17 protein-coding genes are annotated in these 21,117 nt (G+C 71.5%); 9 read left to right on the top strand and 8 right to left on the bottom strand.

The window, feature by feature from the left end:
- The first annotated feature begins 123 nt into the window (after positions 1-123).
- Both OG897_RS09560 and OG897_RS09555 read left to right on the top strand, forming a co-directional pair.
- On the top strand, positions 124-1,905 hold the full coding sequence (locus OG897_RS09560) for an ABC transporter ATP-binding protein (RefSeq protein ID WP_266656700.1): 1,782 nt from the start codon (positions 124-126) through the stop codon (positions 1,903-1,905).
- A 183-nt stretch (positions 1,906-2,088) separates the two neighbouring features.
- Entirely contained in the window at positions 2,089-3,153 is a 1,065-nt protein-coding gene (locus OG897_RS09555) for a S1C family serine protease (protein ID WP_266654770.1), read from the top strand.
- 336 nt (positions 3,154-3,489) lie between these two features.
- On the opposite strand, the gene OG897_RS09550 is transcribed toward OG897_RS09555, so the two are convergent.
- Positions 3,490-3,696, bottom strand: a complete 207-nt coding sequence (locus tag OG897_RS09550; RefSeq protein ID WP_266654768.1) for a hypothetical protein — start codon at positions 3,694-3,696, stop codon at positions 3,490-3,492.
- An 81-nt stretch (positions 3,697-3,777) separates the two neighbouring features.
- On the opposite strand from OG897_RS09550, the gene OG897_RS09545 reads away from it, so the two are divergent.
- The 4 genes from OG897_RS09545 to OG897_RS09530 all read left to right on the top strand — a co-directional run bounded on the left by OG897_RS09545 (position 3,778) and on the right by OG897_RS09530 (position 8,758).
- Positions 3,778-4,971, top strand: coding sequence for a bifunctional adenosylcobinamide kinase/adenosylcobinamide-phosphate guanylyltransferase (locus OG897_RS09545; RefSeq protein ID WP_266654766.1), 1,194 nt, complete (start codon positions 3,778-3,780; stop codon positions 4,969-4,971).
- A 65-nt stretch (positions 4,972-5,036) separates the two neighbouring features.
- Positions 5,037-6,137, top strand: coding sequence for a nicotinate-nucleotide--dimethylbenzimidazole phosphoribosyltransferase (gene cobT, locus OG897_RS09540; protein ID WP_266654764.1), 1,101 nt, complete (start codon positions 5,037-5,039; stop codon positions 6,135-6,137).
- A 90-nt stretch (positions 6,138-6,227) separates the two neighbouring features.
- The gene (locus OG897_RS09535) at positions 6,228-8,039 is read left to right on the top strand and encodes a phosphatidylglycerol lysyltransferase domain-containing protein (protein ID WP_266654761.1); all 1,812 of its coding nucleotides are present in this window, start codon (positions 6,228-6,230) and stop codon (positions 8,037-8,039) included.
- Positions 8,036-8,758: a hypothetical protein gene (locus OG897_RS09530; protein WP_266654759.1), complete on the top strand. Its 723-nt coding sequence runs from the start codon at positions 8,036-8,038 to the stop codon at positions 8,756-8,758. The genes OG897_RS09535 and OG897_RS09530 overlap by 4 nt, the downstream gene beginning before the upstream one ends.
- On the opposite strand, the gene OG897_RS09525 is transcribed toward OG897_RS09530, so the two are convergent.
- A complete protein-coding gene (locus OG897_RS09525; protein WP_266654757.1) occupies positions 8,719-9,462 on the bottom strand; it encodes a hypothetical protein in 744 nt (247 codons plus the stop codon). The two genes, OG897_RS09530 and OG897_RS09525, sit on opposite strands and share 40 nt — an antisense overlap.
- A gap of 96 nt (positions 9,463-9,558) precedes the next feature.
- Here OG897_RS09525 and OG897_RS09520 point away from each other — a divergent pair, with 96 nt between their 5' ends.
- Positions 9,559-10,368, top strand: coding sequence for an adenosylcobinamide-GDP ribazoletransferase (locus OG897_RS09520; RefSeq protein WP_266654755.1), 810 nt, complete (start codon positions 9,559-9,561; stop codon positions 10,366-10,368).
- 119 nt (positions 10,369-10,487) lie between these two features.
- Here OG897_RS09520 and OG897_RS09515 read toward each other — a convergent pair whose 3' ends face one another.
- The 6 genes from OG897_RS09515 to OG897_RS09490 form a co-directional block, all read right to left on the bottom strand.
- Positions 10,488-11,294 carry an endo alpha-1,4 polygalactosaminidase gene (locus tag OG897_RS09515; protein WP_266654753.1) on the bottom strand — a complete coding sequence of 269 codons (807 nt, stop codon included), beginning with the start codon at positions 11,292-11,294 and terminating at the stop codon, positions 10,488-10,490.
- Positions 11,291-11,953 (bottom strand): spherulation-specific family 4 protein, encoded by a 663-nt coding sequence (locus OG897_RS09510; RefSeq protein ID WP_266654751.1) that lies wholly within the window; start codon positions 11,951-11,953, stop codon positions 11,291-11,293. Before OG897_RS09510 ends, OG897_RS09515 begins: the two co-directional genes overlap by 4 nt.
- A 73-nt stretch (positions 11,954-12,026) precedes the next feature.
- Complete coding sequence (locus OG897_RS09505; RefSeq protein ID WP_266654750.1) at positions 12,027-13,469, bottom strand: hypothetical protein; 1,443 nt, start codon at positions 13,467-13,469, stop codon at positions 12,027-12,029.
- Positions 13,466-13,672, bottom strand: a complete 207-nt coding sequence (locus OG897_RS09500) for a hypothetical protein (protein ID WP_266654749.1) — start codon at positions 13,670-13,672, stop codon at positions 13,466-13,468. Before OG897_RS09500 ends, OG897_RS09505 begins: the two co-directional genes overlap by 4 nt.
- Complete coding sequence (gene pelF / locus OG897_RS09495) at positions 13,666-15,207, bottom strand: GT4 family glycosyltransferase PelF (protein ID WP_266654748.1); 1,542 nt, start codon at positions 15,205-15,207, stop codon at positions 13,666-13,668. The genes OG897_RS09500 and pelF overlap by 7 nt, the downstream gene beginning before the upstream one ends.
- Positions 15,208-15,375: 168 nt before the next feature.
- Positions 15,376-17,544, bottom strand: a complete 2,169-nt coding sequence (locus tag OG897_RS09490; RefSeq protein WP_266656698.1) for a hypothetical protein — start codon at positions 17,542-17,544, stop codon at positions 15,376-15,378.
- A gap of 314 nt (positions 17,545-17,858) precedes the next feature.
- On the opposite strand from OG897_RS09490, the gene OG897_RS09485 reads away from it, so the two are divergent.
- Positions 17,859-19,394, top strand: a complete 1,536-nt coding sequence (locus OG897_RS09485; RefSeq protein ID WP_266654746.1) for a leucyl aminopeptidase — start codon at positions 17,859-17,861, stop codon at positions 19,392-19,394.
- A gap of 291 nt (positions 19,395-19,685) precedes the next feature.
- On the top strand, positions 19,686-21,074 hold the full coding sequence (lpdA, locus tag OG897_RS09480) for a dihydrolipoyl dehydrogenase (RefSeq protein WP_266654744.1): 1,389 nt from the start codon (positions 19,686-19,688) through the stop codon (positions 21,072-21,074).
- The last annotated feature ends 43 nt before the right edge of the window (positions 21,075-21,117 follow it).

Raw genomic sequence — 21,117 nt, 5'->3', positions numbered from 1 at the left:
GAGGGCAGTGGCAGTGGCAGTGGCAGTAAAGGTTGCGACGCGGGCAGGTGAACCACCTCACTTTGCGTCTCCTTTAACGTGACCACGACAACGGGGAAGCCCGAGCCGACGCCCGGCGAGCAGGTGAGCACGCCCAGCACGCCCAGACTTCCTGCCCGCGAGACCTGGCGCGAGCTGTACAAGCACTTCAGGCCGCATCGGTGGACGGTCGCGCTCGGTGCGCTGTTCACGCTGGTCGGCTCGGCCAGCATGCTCGCCCAGCCGCTCGCCGCGAAGGCCCTCGTGGAGCGGCTCGGCGGGGACCGGTCGATCACCGGCATTCTGCTCGGGCTCGTCGCCATGGTGCTGCTGGGCACGGTCGCGCAGGCCGTCGGACAGTACGTGCTGGAGCGCACCGCCGAGTCCGTCGTGCTCGCCGCCCGGCGCTCGCTGATCGGGCGGCTGCTGCGGCTGAAGCTGCCCGAGGTGGAGCGCACCCAGCCCGGCGACCTGATGTCGCGGGTCACCTCCGACACCACGCTGCTGCGCTCGGTCACCACGAAGTCGATCGTCTCGGCGACGACGGGGCTGATGTCCTTCCTCGGGATCATCGTGTTCATGTGGCTGATGGACCCGGTGCTGCTGGGCGTCACGCTCGGGGTGATCGTGCTGATCGGCGGGGCCGTCGGGTACGTCATGCCGAAGATCTCGCGGGCGACGAAGGAGTCCCAGGAGGCGGTCGGCGCGATCTCGGCCGTACTGGAGCGGGCCTTCGGCGCGTTCCGTACGGTGAAGGCTTCGGGCGCGGAGGCGCGCGAGGCGGCGGTCGTCGAGGCGGCGGCGCGGGAGTCGTGGCGGCACGGGGTGCGGTCCGCCAAGTGGCAGTCGATGGCGGGCACTTCGGTGGGTCTCGCCGTACAGGTGTCGTTCCTGGCGGTGCTGGGGATCGGCGGGGCACGGGTGGCGTCGGGGTCGACCTCGATCGCGGCGCTGATCGCCTTCCTGCTCTACCTCTTCTACATGATCGAGCCGATCTCGGAACTCGTGGACGCCGCCACCCAGTACCAGGTGGGGTCGGCGGCGGTGGCGCGGATCGCGGAGGCGGAACGGCTGGAGGTGGAGGAGACGGGAGCCGTGGCGGCTCCCGTCGCGGGAGGGTTCGCGCGGGTCACCTTCGAGGGCGTCACCTTCCGGTACCGCGAGGAGCTTCCGTACGTCCATCACGGGGTGGACTTCGAGGTGCCGGGCGGCGGGATGACCGCCTTCGTGGGGCCTTCGGGCGCCGGGAAGACGACCGTCTTCGGGCTGATCGAGCGGTTCTACGAGGCGAGTGGCGGCCGGGTGCTGGTGGACGGCCGGGACGTACGGGAATGGCCGCTGGCCGATCTGCGGGCGGCCATCGGGTACGTCGAGCAGGACGCGCCGGTGCTGGCGGGGACGCTGCGGGAGAACCTGGTGTTCGCCGCGCCGGACGCGTCGGAGGACGCCATCCGGGAGGTGCTGGTCAAGGCGCGGCTGGACGGGCTGGTGGAGCGGCTGCCGGACGGGCTGGAGACCGTGGTCGGGCACCGGGGCTCGAAGCTGTCGGGCGGGGAACGGCAGCGGGTGGCGATCGCGCGGGCGTTGCTGCGCAGGCCCCGGCTGTTGCTGCTCGACGAGGCGACGTCGCAGCTGGACGCCGTTAACGAGCTGGCGCTGCGGGACGCGGTCGCACAGGCGGCGCGGGAGACGACGGTGCTGGTGGTGGCGCACCGGCTGTCGACGGTGACGCTGGCGGACCGGATCGTGGTGATGGATGCGGGGAAGGTGCGGGCGGTGGGCACGCATGCGGAGCTGGTTTCCGGCGACTCGCTCTACGGAGAGCTGGCGGCGACGCAGTTCCTGACCGTCCCGGACGCCGAGCCGACGGCAACCGCAGCCCCCTGATCGGCCCCTTCCGACAGGCCGCGCCGTACGGACCGAAGGGACACTCCAGTCATGGACGACCGCTTCCGAGACCGCGCCTCCGCTTCTTTCCGTCGCGACTCCGCTTCCTTCCGTCGTACCTCCGCTTCTTACGGTGGTGCTTCCGCTTCTTGCGGTAGCGGTTCCGCGCGCCATCGGGTGCTGTTGCCGCTGGCTGCCTGCTCCGTGCTGCTGGCCGGGGCGGTGGGGTGTTCGGACCCCGCGCCGAAGGCGGCGACGCCGTCCGCGTCGGGCGCGTCGACGGCGGCCTCCGCATCCGCTGCCGTCTCCCCCGGAGCCGGGGTGCGGCAGCTGGAGGAGGGTTACCAGCGGGTGATCGAGGACGTGCTGCCTTCGGTGGTTCAGATCAACGCGCGCAGCGGGCTGGGGTCGGGGGTCGTCTACGACGACAAGGGGCATGTGGTGACCAACGCCCATGTGGTGGGGCAGGAGAAGGCGTTCAAGGTCACCGTCGCCACCGAGGGCGGTGCGCCGGTGGGGGCCAAGCTGGTGGCCACGTACCCGGAGCAGGACTTGGCCGTCGTCAAGCTGGACAAGGTGCCGGACGGGCTGAAGGCGGCGCGCTTCGGGGACTCCGCGAAGGTGGCGGTCGGGCAGATCGTGCTCGCCATGGGCAGTCCGCTGGGGCTGTCCAGCAGTGTCACGCAGGGCATCGTGTCGGCGGTGGGACGTACGGTCACCGAGCCCGCACAGGGGGGTGGCCCCGGCGCGACCATCGGGAACATGGTGCAGACCTCGGCGGCCATCAACCCCGGCAACAGCGGGGGTGCGCTGGTGGATCTGGACGGGCAGGTGATCGGCATTCCGACGCTGGCGGCCACGGACCCCGGGTACGGGGACTCCGCCGCGCCGGGCATCGGGTTCGCGATTCCGGCGTCGATGGTCAAGACGGTCGCGGACCAGATCATCAAGGACGGGCGGGTGACGGACTCGGGGCGGGCCGCGCTGGGGATCTCGGGGCGGACCGTGCTGGGTGACGACTTCCAGCCGGCGGGGGTCGCGGTGGCGGCGGTCCAGGAGGGCGGGGCGGCGGCGAAGGCGGGGATTCGGGCCGGGGACGTTCTCGTCGGGTTCGACGGGGGGCCGGTGGCGACGATCACGGCGTTGAGTGAGGCGTTGGCTTCGTCGAAGCCGGGGGCGAAGGTGAAGGTCGCTTATCAGCGGGAGGGGGTGGAGAAGGTGGTGGAGGTGACGCTCGGGGAGATGTGAGGAGGGTCGGGGTGCGGGTGGGTGGTTGCTGTTCGTGGCGGGGGCTCCGCCCCCGGGACCCGGCCCGCCTTCGGCGGGGTTTGGCCCCTGACCCACCCCTTCACCTCAACCCTGCGGGGCTTGGGGTGGGGAGGTGCGGGTGGGTGGAGGGCTGATCGCGCAGTTCCCCGCGCCCCTGATGGGGCGCGTCCAGAGCGCCCGCGCGGCGGAGCCGCACAGTGATACAGCCCCGCGCCCCTGATGGGGCGCGTCCAGAGCGCCCGCCCGGCGGAGCCGCACAGTGATACAGCCCCGCGCGCCTGATGGGGCGCCCCCCGGCGGGGGCGCCCCATCGGGTCAGCTCTCCGCGTTCAGGCTCATGGGGCCGTAGATCTTCTTGTCGTCCTCCGAGAGGACCACCTGAGCTGCGCCGCCCTCCAGGAGGTCCTTCCAGACCTCGCCGAGCCAGGACTCCGCGTCGCCCTGCGTCGTGAACTCCTCCGGCTCGACCGCCGGTTGTACCTCTGTTCCGTCGGCCGTCTCGAACCGCCACGTCCACGCCATGTACGCCTCCCGGGTCGTCTCGATGCTGCTCGCAGCGTAGCCGGGCGCGCAGCCCGCACAAGGACACGGGAGGATCGGTGCGTGGAAACGACTCTGCTCGGCACTGCCGCCCCCGACGGACTGCCCCGGCCCGACTGCCCCTGCGCCACCTGCGCCACCGCCCGGGGTGACCGGGCGCGCGCCGCCACCGCCCTGCTGGTGGACGGGGCGCTGCTGCTCGACCTCACGCCGGGGGCGGCGCTGGCCGCCGCCCGTGCGGGGCAGTCGTTGGGGGGTGTGCGGCAGGTGTTGCTGACGCATCCGCACGACGGGCCGCCCGTGGAGCTGCCGCCGGGGCTGCCCCGGGCCGGACGGGTGCCGGACGGACGGGAGTTGACGCTGATCAGCGGGCACCGGGTGCGGGCGGTGCCGATGGACTCCCCCGGGACGGGGTACGAGGTGACCTCGAACGAAGGGGATCGGCTGTTGTACCTGCCGCGCGGGGGGTCTCCCGCCGGGGAGGGCGGTGTGCGGCCGTACGACCTGGTGGTGATGGACGTCCTCGGGCGGCCGGACGCGCTCGCGAAGCTGCGGGCGTGGGGGGCCGTCACAGGGGCGACCGATGTGGTCGCCGTACATCTGGATCATGACGTTCCGGCGGGGGCGGAGACCGCCAGGCGGCTGGCCGCGCTGGGGGCTCGCGCGGTGCCGGACGGGACGACGTTGGTCGTCGGGGAGTACCAGGACGTGCCTGACGTGCCGCGCCGGACGCTGGTGCTCGGTGGGGCACGGTCGGGGAAGTCGGTGGAGGCGGAGCGGCGGCTGGAGGGGTTCCCGGGTGTCGTGTACGTGGCGACCGGGGGGCGGCGGGACGGTGACCGGGAGTGGGGCGAGCGGATCTCGCTGCACCGGGAGCGGCGGCCGGGGTCGTGGCGGACCGAGGAGACGTGCGAGGTGGCGGGGTTGCTGGGAGAGGACGGGCCGCCGTTGTTGGTCGACTGTCTGGCGTTGTGGCTGACCGATGCGATGGACCGGGTCGGGGCGTGGGACGACGCGAAGTGGGCGGCGGACGGGCAACGGGCGTTGCGGGAGAGGGTGGAGGAGTTGGTGCGGGCGGTGCGCACCACCCGGCGGACGGTCGTCGCGGTCAGCAACGAGGTGGGGTCGGGAGTCGTTCCGCCGACGGCGGCCGGGCGGCGGTTCCGGGATGAACTGGGGCGGTTGAACGCGGCGTTCGCGGGCGAGTGCGAGCACGTCCTGCTGGTGGTGGCGGGGCAGGCGCTGGTACTGCGCTGACGGAGTTCGCGGCGCCGCCGGATCGCCCTGAGGGTTTACGCCGTACGGCCGGTACTGTTCGGCGAATGAGCGCGCTGAATCTCGACGACTTCTCCGACCTGATCGAACGCCCCGACAGCGGCGTCCGGCGTGACGCCGAAGAGCGCCGTGAGCACCTTGCCGTGGCGCCGGGCAGCCTGGGGCGGCTCGACGAGCTGGGTGAGTGGCTGGCCGCCGCGCAGGGGGCCGTTCCCGTCAGGCCCGTCGAGCGGGCGAAGGTGGTGCTGTTCGCCGGAGACCACGGGGTCGCCGCCCTCGACGTGTCCGCCCGTGAGGCGTCGTCCGCGCACCTCCTGGTGCGGGCGACCCTGGACGGCGAGAGCCCCGTGGCGGTGCTGGCGCGGCGGCTCGGGGTGCCGGTGCGGGTCGTGGACGCCGGTCTTGACTGCGATCCCGCGCTGCTGCCCGAGGAGGTCGTACGGCACCGGGTGCGGCGCGGCTCGGGCCGTATCGACGTCGAGGACGCCCTGACCGTGGAGGAGGCCGAGCAGGCCGTACGGCTGGGGATGGCCGTCGCGGACGAGGAGGCCGACGCCGGGACCGATCTGGTGGTGCTCGGGGATCTGAGTGTGGGGGGTACGACCGCCGCCGCCACGCTCGTCGCGGCGCTCTGCGGGACGGACGCGTCGGTGGTGACCGGGCGCGGCGGGGCGCACATCGACGACCTGGCGTGGATGCGCAAGTGCGCTGCCGTACGGGACTCCCTGCGGCGGGCCCGGCCGGTGCTCGGGGACCAGCTGGAGCTGCTGGCGACCGTGGGCGGGGCGGACCTCGCGGCGGCGACCGGGTTCCTGTTGCAGTGTGCGGTACGGCGTACGCCCGTGATCCTGGACGGTGTGGTGTCGGCGGCGTGCGCGCTGGTGGCGCAGCGGGCCGCGTTCCGGGCCCCGGACTGGTGGCTCGCGGGCCATGTGAGCGGGGAACCGGCGCAGGCGAAGGCCCTGGACCGGATGGCGCTCAACCCTGTGATCGACCAGGGCGTCACTGTGGGGGAAGGAACCGGGGCGTTGCTGGCACTTCCCCTCGTTCAGGCCGCCGCGGCTCTCGCCGCCGAGCTGCCGCTGCGGGAGAGGGCCGACGAGAAGGACGAGGACGCTCTCACCGAGGGCTCGGGCGACACGGACTGAGCGGTCGTGGTGCGGAGAGGGGGTCGTTCCCCTTCCGCTCCGGCCGAGCGGACCTCTCGTACAGCGCAATGACCCATATCATCGCGTTTTATGGGAGATGTCCGCTTGGCCACCGAAGAAGCATCCAAGACGCCGGAATCGTCCAGGGCGTCTGCGGGGCGGCACAGCACGCCGCTGTCCCGGCGCAGTGCCACGTTCGCCGTCTGGTACCTGCGGCTCATGACGTTCATCTGCTTCCTGAGCGCGGTGTGGGTCTCCCTCGGCAATGACCTGCGCAAGCACAACGACGGCGACTACTTCACCCCGTACCTGCTGACGGCCGGTTTCGCGTCCGGGCTCTTCGCACTGGTCATGGCGGTGACCATGCGGCGGCGCAAGCGGGCGGCGTGGATCCTCAACCTGGCGCTCAGCGGGCTGCTCTTCGCGCTGTTCGCGCTGGTGATGCAGTTTCCGGAGATCCGGCAGTATCCGCGCAACTGGGTCTCGCTGGCGCTGACGGGCGCCTTCTTCGTGGCGCTGCTGCTGGGGCGTCGCGAGTTCTACGCGAAGGGCGACCGGTCGAATCCGAAGCTGGCGGCGGCCGTCGCCGTCGGGGGGCTCCTGGTCACGTCCCTGCTGGCGGCGCTGCTGGTCACCGTCACGAACACCGCATCGCACGGCGCCGGCTCCTCCACCTTCCTGGAGCGCTGGCGGTACGGGGTCGCCCGGCTGATCTCCATCGCCGCGCCGGACGACCAGTTCGCCGGGATCATGACGCCGGGCTGGGTGAACGTACTCATCAACATCATGAGTACGGCGCTGCTGATCGGCGTGCTGCTGGCGGCCTTCCGGTCCCGGCGGGCCGTCGACCCGCTGTCCGAGGAGGACGAGGACAGGCTGCGGGCGCTGCTGGAGAAGCAGGGCGACCGGGACTCCCTGGGGTACTTCTCGCTGCGCCGCGAGAAGAGCGCCATCTGGTCGCCGACCGGCAAGGCCGCCGTCACCTACCGGGTGGTGGGCGGCGTCTCGCTCGCCTCGGGCGACCCGATCGGGGACCCGGAAGCCTGGCCCGGCGCGATCGAGCCGTGGCTGACGGAGGCCCGTGAGCACGGCTGGGTGCCCGCCGTGATGGGCGCGAGCGAGGAGGGCGGCACGATCTACGCCCGGCACGGGCTGAACGCCCTGGAGCTGGGCGACGAGGCGATCGTGGAGACGGGCGAGTTCACGCTGGAGGGGCGCGCCATGCGCACCGTGCGGCAGGCGTACAACCGGGTGAAGCGCGCCGGGTACACCGTCCGCGTCCGCCGCCACGAGGAGATCCCCGAGGCGGAGATGGCCGAGCTGCTCCGCAAGGCCGACGACTGGCGCGACGGGGCCACCGAGCGCGGCTTCTCGATGGCGCTGGGACGGCTCGGCGACCCGGCCGACGGGCGCTGCGTGATGCTGGAGTGCTTCGACGGCGAGGGCGTGCTGCGGGCGGTGCTGAGCTTCGTGCCGTGGGGGCCGAAGGGGCTTTCGCTGGACCTGATGCGCCGCGACCGGGATTCCGAGAACGGGCTGATGGAGTTCATGGTCATCGAGCTCCTCCAGAGCGCCCGAGAGATCAAGATCACTCAGGTCTCACTGAACTTCGCGATGTTCCGGTCGGTCTTCGAACGTGGTTCGCGTCTCGGTGCGGGGCCGGTGCTGAGGCTGTGGCGTTCGATGCTGAGCTTCTTCTCGCGCTGGTGGCAGATCGAGTCGTTGTACCGGGCCAATGCCAAGTACCGACCGATCTGGGAGCCTCGTTTCATGCTCTTCGAGAAGAGTGCCGACCTGCTGCGCATCGGCCTCGCCGCCGGCCGCGCCGAGGGCTTCCTGGAAGCCCCGGGTCTGCCCAAGTGGATGCACCGCAAGCACCTGGGAACGGGGAAGAGAAGGTGACCGAGACGGCCGCTCCCGCCTCCGCCGTGAGACGGTTCGCCCACCGCGAGTGGGGTGCGCTCTACGCGCGCGTGCGCGATGCGCTCCGCACCCGTAAGTGGCGGGCGATTCCGCTCACCCTGCTGGCGGTCGCCCTCTGCGCGACGTTCCAGGTGGTGCAGAACCAGTCCTGGGGCTATCAGTTCGTGCAGGACATCGGGTCGGTGCGCTCGGGCGACCCGCTGCTGCTGTCCCTGGTGCGCACGCCGCTGTCGCTGTTCGTCCCGGCGCTGGACCTGCCGGTGTGGGGGGCGCTGGCGCAGATCCTGCTGGTGTTCGGCATCGCGGAGATCTGCCTCGGCCGCTGGAAGACGCTCTTCCTCGCGTACGTCGCCACCCTGTCCGGCACGATGTACGCGCGCCTGGGCGTCGCGCTCGGCCCGGACAACCCGATCGGGCTGCCGGAGGGCGACAAGAACGTCATGGACACCGGCCCTTCGGCCGCGGTGGTGGGCCTCGCGCTGTACGTGTGCTGGCGCATGGGGGCGCGGTGGACGGCGGGCGCCGTGGTCGTCGCGATGGTCGTCGAGGTGATCGTCAAGACGAACCTGGCGGGCAAGGAGCACATCGCGGCACTGCTGGGCGTGTTCGTACTGATGCTGATCGAGGCAGCCGTACGGAGGAGCCGGGAGCGCGGCGGTCAGAGCTTCGGGGAGGGCGCGCCGCCGATCCAGTCCTGAAAGGCGCGGACGTGCCGGGTCCAGCGGCGGTCGTGCCGGTAGACCCGGCGCATCGCGCGGGCGCGGGCCCGGGGACGCCTGCGGTAGAAACGGCGGGCCCAGGGCGAGTTGGGGCGGGCGAGGCGGACCGCGCCGACGAATCCGACGAGGGGGACGACGATCCCGAAGAGGGCGGTGCGCACCTTGCCCTTGAAGAGGGCGATCACCGACCCCGTGGCGTTGACGGCGATGTTGAGGATGAACAGGCCGCGGCTCTGCGCCTCCTCCTCGGTCAGGTCGTTCACGCCGAAGGGGAGCGAGCCGGTGAGGACCAGGAGCACCACCGCCGCCGTCAGGACGACGATCTCCACGCTGGCGCGGCCCTGTTCGGACCAGTAGACGTCGTCCAGGTGCAGGATCAGCGCGAACTCGTCCAGGACGAGACCCGCCCCGGCGCCGAAGATGACCGCGCAGATCGCGGCCCCCGCCCCGTGGCGCCCGCTGGCGACCGCGCCGAACCCGCCGACGGTGGTGAGGACGACGCCGGGGACGACGTGGTGGATGTGCATGCCGCCCGGGGTGACGTTGCGGAAGGGGCCCTTCCCGGCCCGGATCAGGCGGGTGATGGTGCGGGTGACGAGGAAGGACAGCACGAAGGACGTCAGCGCGAGGAAGAGCGGGAGCTTGCCCGGCTCGACGATGTTCCGGTACAGCCAGTGACCCATGCCACCCACTCCGCTTTGTCTGTTTTACGGGTAATGCCCGGGGGTGCGTAACTTACCGGTAGTTACCGGCCGGACGTGCGGGATAGCCTGCGGCCGGTGACCACTCCTCCCCCGCCCGCCGCCCGGCCCTCCCTTGAGGACGGCCTGCGGTTCGCCTTCGGCACCCTCACTGTCCTCCCCGTGCGCGTCACGCGCTGGGACCGGGAGGCCGCCCGTACGGGCATGCTGTGCGCCCCCGTCGCGGGTGCGGTGGTGGGGCTGTGCGCGGCGGCGCTGGGCGGGCTGCTGCTGCTCCTGGGGTCAGGACCGCTGCTCGCCGCCGTCGCGTCGGCCGCCGTACCGGCCGTACTCACCCGGGGGCTGCACCTGGACGGGCTCGCGGACACCGCGGACGGGCTCGGCAGCGCGAAGCCCCCGGCGACGGCCCTCGACATCATGAAGCAGTCGGACATCGGTCCTTTCGGTGTTCTGGCGCTGCTGTTCACGCTGCTCGCCCAGGTGGCGGTGCTGACGCAGCTGTACGGGGAGGGCTGGGCGCACGGCGCGGTGGCGGCGCTGGTGGCGGGGGTCGCCGCCAGGCTGGTGCTCACTCTGGCGTCCCGTGCGGGGGTACCGGCGGCACGGCCGGAGGGGCTGGGGGCGGCCGTCGCCGGGGTGGTTCCGGTGCGTGCGGCCGTGGTGGCGGGGGTGGGCGTCACCCTGGTGTGCGGGGCGGCCGGCTGGCTCGCCTTCGGTGCGTACGGTGCGGTGCACCACGCGGTGGCGGTACTGGTCGCGCTCGGTGGGGCGCAGGTGCTGCTGCGGCACTGCGTGCGGAGGTTCGGCGGGGTGACGGGGGACGTGTTCGGGGCGCTGGCGGAGGCGGCGGCCACCGGGGTGCTGGTGGTGTTGGCGCTGGGGTGGTGAGGGGCCGGGCTTGTGGAGCGGGTGCTCACGTTGCCGTTGAGCGTGTGCTCAACATTGCCGTTGAGCGTGTGCTCGACATTGCCGTTGAGCGGACGCTCACATGACCTTTGAGCCGGTGCTCAACACTCTTCGCGCCACTCCCCCAGTTCGTACTTCTTGAGCATCGAGCTGAGCTTCAGCTCCCTTGCCCGGGTGCAGAAGCGGGACGTCGGGAGTTCGTACTCGACGTGGAAGACGGCCTTGCCCGCCGTGATGAAGGGCGTCAGCTTCCGGCACTCGTCGTACTCGGCGCACTGTTCGTTGACGGCGAAGTCGAAGTCCTCCAGCAGGTCCGGGATCTGGTCGAGGTCGTTCTTCAGGCCGACCGCGAGGCCCCGGTCGTGGGCGAGACGGGCGATCAGACGGTTGTAGCGGAGCTGGTCGGCGGCGGTCAGGGGGAAACCGGTCCTGTTGCGGTAGCCGTCCATGTTGTCGGGCTCCACGGCGTCGAAGCCCTTCGTGCGGCACCTGTCGATGCGGGCCGCCATCAGGGGCTCCAGGACGTCCGTACGGCGGATGTCGAGCCAGCGTTCGCCCTTCCAGCCGTTGCCCTTGCCGAGGACGTCGGTGGGGAAGCGGGCGGCGTCCGGGCGGAAGTCCTCCCAGGCTCCTGTGGAGAGGTAGCAGATGACCTTGCGCCCCTTGGCGTGCAGGGCGGCGACCTGGGCGGGCGTGGTGGTGTGGCCGTCGACGTCGTACACGGGGACGTCGACGGACAGGTCGAGGGTTCCGCTGAGCTGCCACTGCCAGGGGGTGCCGGGGCGGGGTTGCCAGCGGGGGGCGGTGGGGCTGGGAGGGGCCGGGGTGGGGCCCGGGGCCGGGGGTGTCGTGCAGCCTGCCGTTGCCGTCAGGAGGAGGAGCAGGAGGAGGAGCAGGAAGCGCCTCACAGCGGTGTCACCGCGCCCACCCCGTGCGGCAGCGTGCCCCAGGGGTGCGGTCCCTCACCGGGTACGGCACAGTGCACCGCCGCGCCGCGTTCCGCCGCGAGGGCGGCGACGTCGGCGTCCGCCGGGGCGGCGTACACCAGGTGGCAGAAGCGGTCCGGGGGGTACGTCACCGTCCACGGGGGCGGCTGTTCGGCGGTGCGGTACGTCTGCCAGGTGCCCTCGAACGTCACCAGGAGCTCGGCCAGCTTGAGGTAGGCGGGGTCGGGGTGCGTGCCGTGGTTCAGCACCAGGGATCCCGCGTCGGCCGCGCGGGCGGCGACGGCGAGGCGGCGGTAGTGCGGGACGGCCTCCGGGCCGGAGGAGACCTGGTCGAAGAAGGCGCCGGTGACGCCGTACCAGTCGCGGTGGTTCAGGAGGTCCCGCACCACGTCGGCGTGCGGGCGGCGGGCGTAGTCGGTGTCGACGTAGCCGAGGACGCGGGTGCCGGTTTCGCGGAGGCGCGCGGCGGCGGTGGCGAAGGCGGGGTCCGGGGCGGTGCCGGGGCCGTTGGCCGGGTTGAGGATGACGCCGTAGAGGCGGTGGGAGGCTCGTTCGAGGGCCTTCCAGGCGGTGGCGGCGGTGGTGGGGTGTTCGTAGAACGGGGCGAGCAGGTGTCTCACGGGGTCCTCGGAAGTTGGGATGACTGGTGTTGCTGAAGGGGGCTGCGCCCGTCGCCCCCTCGACAGGCTGAAACTACCCCCTGTGCGCCGTCGCCCTTCCCAGGAGGGCGAAGACCAGGGCCGCCAGCAGGAGGGCCGCCAGGCCCGGTGCCGTCAACGAGGCGGCCGGGGCTGCGCCGTTCAGTACGGCCAGGGTCTGGGCGAGGGCCGCCGCCCCGCACACCGTCGCCGCCGTCAGCACCGCGCCGAAGGCTTGGAGGAGCAGGCCCGTCCACATCAGCGTGCCGATGAGGAGCAGGCCCAGTGCGCGCACCTCGTCGAAGCCCCCGGCCTGCGGCCACACCAGCGTTCCCAGAGCGGTGAGCAGGGCGAGGACCAGCAAGTACTGACCCAGGCAGCGGGTCAGCGTCAGTGCCGTCGCCCGGCGGAACTCCCCCGGGGTCGTGGACGTGCGCAGCCCCGCGAGCGTTCCGCTGCGGAAGCGGTGCAGGAGCCATTCCGCCGGGCCCATGCTGAGGGTGAGCGCCACCGCTCCCGGTGCCGCCGCCGCGCCCGAGACCACGCCGTCCGACAGCACGTCGCCCAGGGCCGCGTACAGGACGAGCACGCCCGTGGCCAGGCCGAAGACCCCGTACGGGACCGAGGCGAGGATGCGGGGGCCGCCGGGGCCCCTGCTGCTGCCCGTGCGGCGCGTTCCGGCCGCCCCTCGCAGGAGTTCGGCCGTCGCGAGGGCGAGCACCGCGAGGGGGGAGACCGCCAGCAGGACGAGGCGGGCCGCGTCCGGGACGTCGTACGCGAGGGCGAGCACCGCGCCCGCCGACATCGGGGTGAGGGCGGCGAGGAGGAGTCGTTCGCGGCCGAGGACCAACAGGACGGTGGCCGCCGCCTGGTAGAGGGCCTGGGCGGAGGCGAAGGCCACCGCGGACCCCTCGCCCGTACCCGCTGCGGCGAAGGCGACGACCGTGCCCAGGAGTACGCCCAGCGGGGCTCCGACGAGCAGGGCGCGGGCGGCGGCCGGGCGGTCGCCGAGGCCCAGCCAGGTGTACGCGCGGTGGGCGAGGGCCTGGTTCCAGGCCCAGCCGGTGAGCGCCCCGGCCAGGAGCACCGCGATCGGGGCCGCGCCCGTCGCGAACGGCGCTCCGAGTACGTACGCCAGGCCGGGGAGGGCGAAGACGAGGCCGCGCAGGAGGCACGGCAGAAGTGAGACGTGCCAGGGGTCGCCGGGCTTGAGGTCCGGCTCCGGGTAGGTGCGCGGCACGCGGGCGTACAGGTCCTCGGCGAGTTCGAAGGAGTTCGTCCGGCCGTAGGTGAGGCGGATGTGGTCGTCCGTCATGCCGTCGGATTCGAGGATGGCGGCGATCTCGTCGGGGTGCACGGCGGCCTCGATGAGGTTGCGCAGGCGCTCGGCGAGTTCGTCCATCGGGTCGTCGGCGGCCGCCCAGCGGGGGCGGGGGCGGGGTATCACCGGCAGGGTGTCCTGCCGGTCGTCGGGCGTGAGCCACAGGGGGCCGCTCATGAGGTTCCCTCCGCGGTGCCGGGGTGACGCCAGTCCGGGAACACCTTGTCCATGAACACCACCCCGGCGTCCCACAACGCCGTCGCCTCCCTCACCGCGCCTTTCGCCCTCCGCATCCAAGACCCCACTTCCTCCGGATGGGCCAACAACCACTTCGCCCTGGCCCACACCGCCTTCACGCGTGCCTTCACCTTGTTCACCACGTCGTCCCGTCCGCCGTCATCGCCCGCCACGGGTCCGGCATCCGCAGCTGCATCGTCCATTCCTCCGCCACCGCGTCCACGTCGTGCAGCGTCTGGGTGAGGGGCTCCGGGACGCCGTCCAGCTCTTCGTATATTCGGCGGAAGCCCTCGACGGAGCGGCGCAAGGTGAACTGGTCGATGACCCGTTGGCGGGACAACTCGCCCAGTTCGGCGCGCCGTCGGTCGTCGCGGAGGAGTTCCAGGGTGGCCTTCGCCATGGCCTCCGGTTCGCGCGGCGGGACGACGAGGCCCGTGTCGCCGACGGCCTCGCGCACTCCGCCGACGTTCGTCGAGACGGTGGTCCGGCCGCACGACATGGCCTCGATGATGCTGAACGGGAAGCCCTCGCTGATGCTGGAGAGCATCACGACGCTGCCCGCCCCGTAGGCCCGTGCGACGTCCGAGATGCGGCCCTCGTACGTGATGCCGTCGGTGACGCCCAGCTCGGCGGCGAGCTTCTCCAGTGTGGTGCGGTACGCCTCGCCGCCCTCGGGCACCCCGCCGAAGAGGCGCAGGCGCAGGGCCGGGATCTCGGCGCGGCAGATGGCGTACGCCCGGACGAGGGTTTCGAGGTCCTTGATGGGGTCGATGCGGCCCGCCCAGCTCAGGGTGGGCACCTCGGGTTCGGGGCCCGCGTGCGGGAAGAGCTGGGGGTCGACGCCGTTGTAGACGGTGCGGATGCGGTCGGGGTCGGCCCCGCCGCGCTCCTCCCAGCGCCGGTTGTACTGGTTGCACGGGGTGATCAGGTCGGCCTCGCGGTAGCCGAGGGAGTTCAGCTCCCGGTAGAAGCCGAGCAGGAGGGCCTTGACCGGCCAGCGCTGGGCGGCGGAACGGTAGCCGAGGTAGCGCTCGCGGAGGTAGATGCCGTGCTCGGTGAGCAGGAAGGGCGCGCCGTCGAAGTGCTTGGCGGCGAGCGCCGGGAGGGTGGCCAGGCCGCTGCTCACCGCGTGCGCGATGCTGCCGTCCGGGAGGCGGGCGCCGAGCGGGCGCAGCAGGTGGTCCAGGAGGTCGGTGGCTATCAGGGCGTCGTGCAGGGTGGGGCGGGCGTGCGCGGTGTCCAGGTGCGGCATCGTCCAGACGCGCATGAGGGTGCGCAGGGCGTCCTCGCTGGAGAGGGCGGCGGTCAGGCGCCCCTCGCGGGCGAGTCCGGCGAAGGTGAAGAGTTCACGGCCGAAGTCGCCCTCCGCCGCCGCCGGGTCGAGGAAGGAGAGCAGGAAGCGCTCGTACGTGGCCCGGAAGGCGCGCTTCTCGTGGCGGCCCTGGCGGGCCGTGCGGGTGCCGTCCGGCGCTCCCCACAGGGGCACGACCGTGTGGTCGTAGACGTTGCGCGGCAGTTCCCAGGTGACGGGTTCGCGGCCGCTGCCCGTGAGGGACATGACGTGGAAGTCGACGTCCGGCATGCCGCGCACCAGTTGGTCGCACCAGGTGCTGACACCCCCTTGGACGTGTGGATAGGTGCCTTCGGTGAGCATGGTGACATGGCGCCCACGGCTCATTCTTCGTGTCCCCCCAGGACGGATCTGTCTGCCGGTCCCCGCATCGCGCCGCGCCGTTGAGGACGCGGTGCGAGGACCGGCTGTGACGGTGGTGCGGTAGTGCGGTGGTGCGGAACTGCGGCGTTCTCGTACGCGGCGACTCGTGCGCGGCGTTCCCCTGCGCGGCGACTAGTGCGCGGCGTTCTCCTCCGGTGTGAGCGGCTCGGCGGGAGCCGCCGGAGCCTGCGGCGTCACCTTGGCGACCGGGGTGCGCAGCGCCGGGGCCTGCACCGCCGGGGCCTCGGTCGTGGTCGCGGGCGCGGGAGCGGGAGCCGCCGGGAGCTTCAGCGTGACGGCGGACTGGAGGAGCTCCGGTCCGGTCCAGGCCGAGCGTCCGCCCGCGTACGTCGTGCCGAACGCGGCCGTGCCGAGCAGCAGTTGCTTCTTGGTGCCCTCGGGTGCGCTGATCGGCGCGAGGACCCCGGACGGGGTCTGCACGGTGACGGTGTCGCCGATGCGGTACGCGGTGACCTTGTTCCCGGCGACGGCCTTGTCCCAGGCGGCGCGCCGGGTGTACTCGACGCCGACGTCCTTCTGGCGCGGGTTCACCACGGGGGCGTTGTCCGCGAACAGGGCCCGGTAGTCGGCGAGCGTCTTGTTCAGGACCGGGTAGAGCAGGCGCTCCTCGGCCAGGTTGGACTGGTGCACGTAGTGCGGGCGGGGGTCGTTGTTGACGACGTGGCCGAGAGCCGTGCGGGCCTCCTGCGGGACGATGTACGACGCGTAGCCCGACTGGACGTCCAGCGGCTCGTCCATGCAGGTGGAGGCCGGGTTGTCCTCGCAGGCCCCGCTGCCGCCGTCGGCGCGGGAGGTGTACAGCCAGTTGTACTCGTCGGCCATCTCGGCGGCGGTGCCCACGTTGTAGTACACGTTCATCGGGTGCCGGGGCACGGTCAGCGCCGCGCCCGCCGCCCGCTGCTGCGGCTCGCGCGAGGCGTCGCTCGCGATCCACTTCACGCCGTTGTCGGCGAGCGCTCCGGCCAGGTTCGGGTTGTCCACGGGCTGCTGCGGGGCGGTCTTGAGCCCGGAGTGCTCACCGGTGACCAGCTCGGACCTGTCGACCGCGATGCCCTTGCCGGTGGCCCACTTGTGGTTGTCGGAGATCTGCTTGGAGATCTCGGCGCGGCTCATCCACAGGGTGTTGCCCGCCGCGTCGGTGGCGCACTTCCACGGCACGACGGTGTTGTCCTGCGTGCAGCCGAGGAAGGGGTGCGTGTAGGTGTGGTTGATCCACCGGTACTGGGCGCGGTCGGCGACGAGCCGGTCGGCGAGGGCGTCGACGTTGCCGTTCTCCGCCTTCCACTCCTCGCCCGCTCCGGCGTTGTACACCATGTCGAGCTTGAAGCCGCTCTGCTGCTGCCACTGCGCCGCGTAGGTCGCGTCGGCCGCCGTCATACGGACCGGATTCGCACTCTCTCCCTCACCTCCCGCACAGTCGAAGTCGCCCGGGGTGCAGTTGAGCCCGCTGTTCCACCGAGCGTCGGGGGCGAAGACGTCGTCGACGTGAACGGAGAAGTAGTTGCGGCTCTGCCCCAGGTGTACGCCCTGCGTCAGCCACTCCACGACGCCGCGCGCGAGCACCCGGAACTGCTTCTGGTACTTGTTGTACGCGAACGTCACGACCAGCTCGCGCCGCCCGTCGTTGACGTACTCCCCGACCAGGCTGCCGCGCGTCGCGCCGGTCCCGGTCGGCATGTCCAGATAGCTCGTGTACCCGGCGCGCGGCCGGGCCGCGTATCCGTAGCTCTCCATCACCGACGGCGAGTTGTCCTCGAACTTCAGCGGCCCGTCGAGGTACCCGAAGGGCCCCGCCTTCCCGGCGGCGGTGACGGTCGCGTCCACGCCGTCCAGCTGGCCCGCGTACCCCTCCTGGTCGGTGTAGTCGAGCCCGACGCCCGGATGCGCCCAGGTGTACGCGTCGACCTGGCGGATCCCGAAGCTCTTCTCGTACGCCGTCAGCGCCGCGGACTCCGCGGAACCAGCGCCGAACGGGGCCTCGTTGGGCAGCACCACGCCCTGGAACTTGGCGCGCGGACGCCCGCTCACCGTGTCGCTCAGGAACGCCGCGTCGATCACCGGCCGCCCGGCCTCGCCGAGCTTGACGGTGGTGAACGGCACCCCGGTGTTGCGCAGTTCGTCGGTGACGGCCCCGACGGCTTCCCCGCCGTCGTCCACCACCAGCACCCTCAGATCGACCCTCGGCAGCTCGGCGGCGACCGCGCCGGCGGGCGGCAGTGCCAGTACCGTGCCGAGCAGTCCCGCGCTGAGCAGGACCGCTCCCGCTCTGCCTGCGCGCATCGCGCCCCACGTGTTGTTTCCGTACGCCACGGCGTACTCCCCTCCCCCTAGAAGGCTCTCCGTCTACAGCATCTCCATGGACACCGGACGGGAGATATGTGCAAGCCATGCGAAGCAATCCCCTGATCCCTTGCATGCGCTGTGAAGAGTGTGACGCACGGTTTACGCTCCGCGCTCCTAAAACCTCGGAGAGACACCACTGATGAGTGAACCGGTCTCCGCAGTGATCGAAGTGCCCAACCGCGCGTAGGCTCGTCCGATAGGCGCACATTCCCGCCACCACCAGGAACCCAGGAAAGCGAGATTTCACCACCGTGACTGCTCTCACTCTCAGCACCTCCGGTGCCGCGACGCTGCGCGCCGACGCGCTCGTCGTCGGCATCGCCAAGGGACCCAAGGGCCCGGTCGTCACCGCAGGCGCGGAGGCCGTGGACAAGGCGTTCGACGGCAAGCTGGCCTCCGTCCTGGAGACCCTGGGCGCTTCGGGTGCCGAGGGTGACGTGACGAAGCTGCCCGTACTCTCCGGCCTCAAGACGCCGCTCGTCGTGGCCGTGGGCCTCGGCCCGGTTCCGGAGAAGGACGACGCGTTCGCCGCCGAGTCGCTGCGCCGCGCGGCGGGCAACGCCGCCCGTGCCCTGCACGGCGTCAAGAAGGCCGGTTTCGCGCTGCCGATCGAGTCCGTCGAGGACGCGGAGGCCATCGCGGAGGGCGCCCTGCTCGGCGCGTACAGCTTCACCGCGTACCAGGACCAGGCGGGCACCGACGACAAGGCCGCCAAGAAGGACGCCAAGCTGCCGCTGGGCGAGGTCGCCCTGCTCGGCGCCAAGCCGCGTGACAAGGCGTTCAAGGCCGCGGCCGAGCGGGCGACCGCGCTGGCCGAGGAGATCAACCGGGCCCGCGACCTGGTGAACACCCCGCCGAACGACCTGTACCCCGAGTCGTTCGCGGCCGTGGCGCAGGCCGCCGCCAAGGAGCACGGCCTCAAGATCCAGGTCCTCGACGAGAAGGCGCTGGCCAAGGGCAACTACGGCGGCATCCTCGGCGTCGGCCAGGGCGCGGCGCACGGCCCCCGTCTGGTGAAGATCTCGTACACGCACGCCAAGGCGGAGAAGTCGCTCGCCTTCGTCGGCAAGGGCATCACGTACGACTCGGGCGGCATCTCGCTGAAGCCCGCGGGTCACAACGAGACGATGAAGTGCGACATGGCCGGTGCCGCCGCCGTGTTCGCGGCCGTCGTCACGGTCGCCCGCCTCGGCCTGAAGGTGAACGTCACCGGCTGGCTGGCGCTCGCCGAGAACATGCCCTCGGGTACCGCGACGCGTCCGGGTGACGTGCTGCGCATGTACTCCGGCAAGACCGTCGAGGTGCTCAACACCGACGCCGAGGGCCGTCTCGTCCTGGCCGACGCGCTGACCCGCGCCTCGGAGGAGAACCCGGACGCGATCGTCGACGTCGCCACGCTGACCGGCGCGATGATGATGGCGCTGGGCAACCGCACCTTCGGCATCATGGGCAACGACGAGTCCTTCCGCACCGCGATCCACGAGATCGCGGAGGAGGTCGGCGAGCAGTCCTGGCCGATGCCGCTCCCCTCGGAGCTGCGCAAGGGCATGAACTCCGACACCGCCGACATCGCCAACATGGGCGAGCGGATGGGCGGCGGCCTGGTCGCCGGTCTGTTCCTCCAGGAGTTCGTCGGCGAGGACATCGCCTGGGCGCACCTGGACATCGCGGGCCCGGCCTTCCACGAGGCCGCGCCGTTCGGCTACACCCACAAGGGCGGCACCGGCTCCTCGATCCGCACCCTGGTCAAGCTGGCGGAGCGCACCGCCGACGGCGACCTCGGTTAGTCACACCCCGCTACGGCCCCGGGCTCCGCGCCCGGGGTCGTACGTGCGTGTACGTACGGTTTCGCCCTCAACGAAATATTTGTACGTACGTACGCGTTGGTAACCCCCGAGGCGCGTGGTGAGCCCCGTCTCGGAACCCGGCCCGGCGTCCCGCCATCCGTGAACAAGTGCGAAGATGGTTTACCGGCAGGACAGGGCCCCCACCACAGGGCCGAACAACAAGCGGCCGTACACCCCCGCCGCCCGGTCATCGATGACCGGCGACCGGCGCACATGCATGGAGGACGTGACGTGGCGAACGACGCCAGCACCGTTTTCGACCTAGTGATCCTCGGCGGTGGCAGTGGCGGTTACGCCGCGGCGCTGCGCGGAGCCCAGCTGGGCCTCGACGTCGCACTGATCGAGAAGAACAAGCTCGGCGGCACCTGCCTGCACAACGGCTGCATCCCGACGAAGGCCCTGCTGCACGCGGGCGAGATCGCCGACCAGGCGCGCGAGTCCGCGCAGTTCGGCGTGAAGGCGACCTTCGAGGGCATCGACATCGCGGGCGTGCACAAGTACAAGGACGAGGTCATCTCGGGCCTGTACAAGGGCCTCCAGGGCCTGGTCGCCTCCCGCAAGGTGACGTACATCGAGGGTGAGGGGCGGCTCTCCTCCCCGACCTCCGTCGACGTGAACGGCCAGCGTGTCCAGGGCCGCCACGTCCTGCTGGCGACCGGCTCCGTGCCGAAGTCGCTGCCGGGTCTGGAGATCGACGGCAACCGCATCCTCTCCTCGGACCACGCGCTCACCCTGGACCGCGTCCCGGAGTCGGCGATCATCCTGGGCGGCGGCGTCATCGGCGTCGAGTTCGCCTCGGCGTGGAAGTCCTTCGGCTCCGAGATCACGGTCATCGAGGGTCTCAAGCACCTCGTGCCGGTCGAGGACGAGAACAGCTCCAAGCTCCTTGAGCGCGCGTTCCGCAAGCGGGGCATCAAGTTCAACCTGGGCACCTTCTTCCAGAGCGCCGAGTACACCGAGAACGGTGTCAAGGTGACGCTGGCCGACGGCAAGACCTTCGAGGCGGAGGTGCTGCTGGTCGCGATCGGCCGAGGCCCGGTCTCGCAGGGCCTCGGCTACGAGGAGCAGGGCGTCGCGATGGACCGCGGCTACGTCCTCGTCGACGAGTACATGCGCACGAACGTCGAGACCATCTCGGCCGTCGGCGACCTCGTCCCGACCCTCCAGCTCGCGCACGTCGGCTTCGCCGAGGGCATGCTGGTGGCGGAGCGTCTGGCCGGTCTGAAGACCGTTCCGATCGACTACGACGGCGTGCCGAAGGTGACGTACTGCCACCCCGAGGTCGCCTCCGTGGGCATCACCGAGGCCAAGGCCAAGGAGATCTACGGCGCGGACAAGGTCGTCGCCCTGAAGTACAACCTGGCCGGCAACGGCAAGAGCAAGATCCTGAAGACCGCGGGCGAGATCAAGCTCGTCCAGGTCAAGGACGGTGCCGTGGTCGGCGTCCACATGGTCGGTGACCGGATGGGCGAGCAGGTCGGCGAAGCGCAGCTCATCTACAACTGGGAGGCCCTGCCGGCCGAGGTCGCGCAGCTCATCCACGCGCACCCGACCCAGAACGAGGCCCTCGGCGAGGCCCACCTGGCCCTGGCCGGCAAGCCGCTGCACTCCCACGACTAATAGCTTTAGTCATGGGCGCGACGACCACTTCCCCGCACCACAT

Origin of the sequence: Streptomyces sp. NBC_00237, from assembly GCF_026342435.1 — a bacterium.
Classification (GTDB): domain Bacteria; phylum Actinomycetota; class Actinomycetes; order Streptomycetales; family Streptomycetaceae; genus Streptomyces.
The sequence above is the reverse complement of the archived record's forward strand: the minus strand, read 5'-3'. Positions and strand labels throughout refer to the sequence as shown.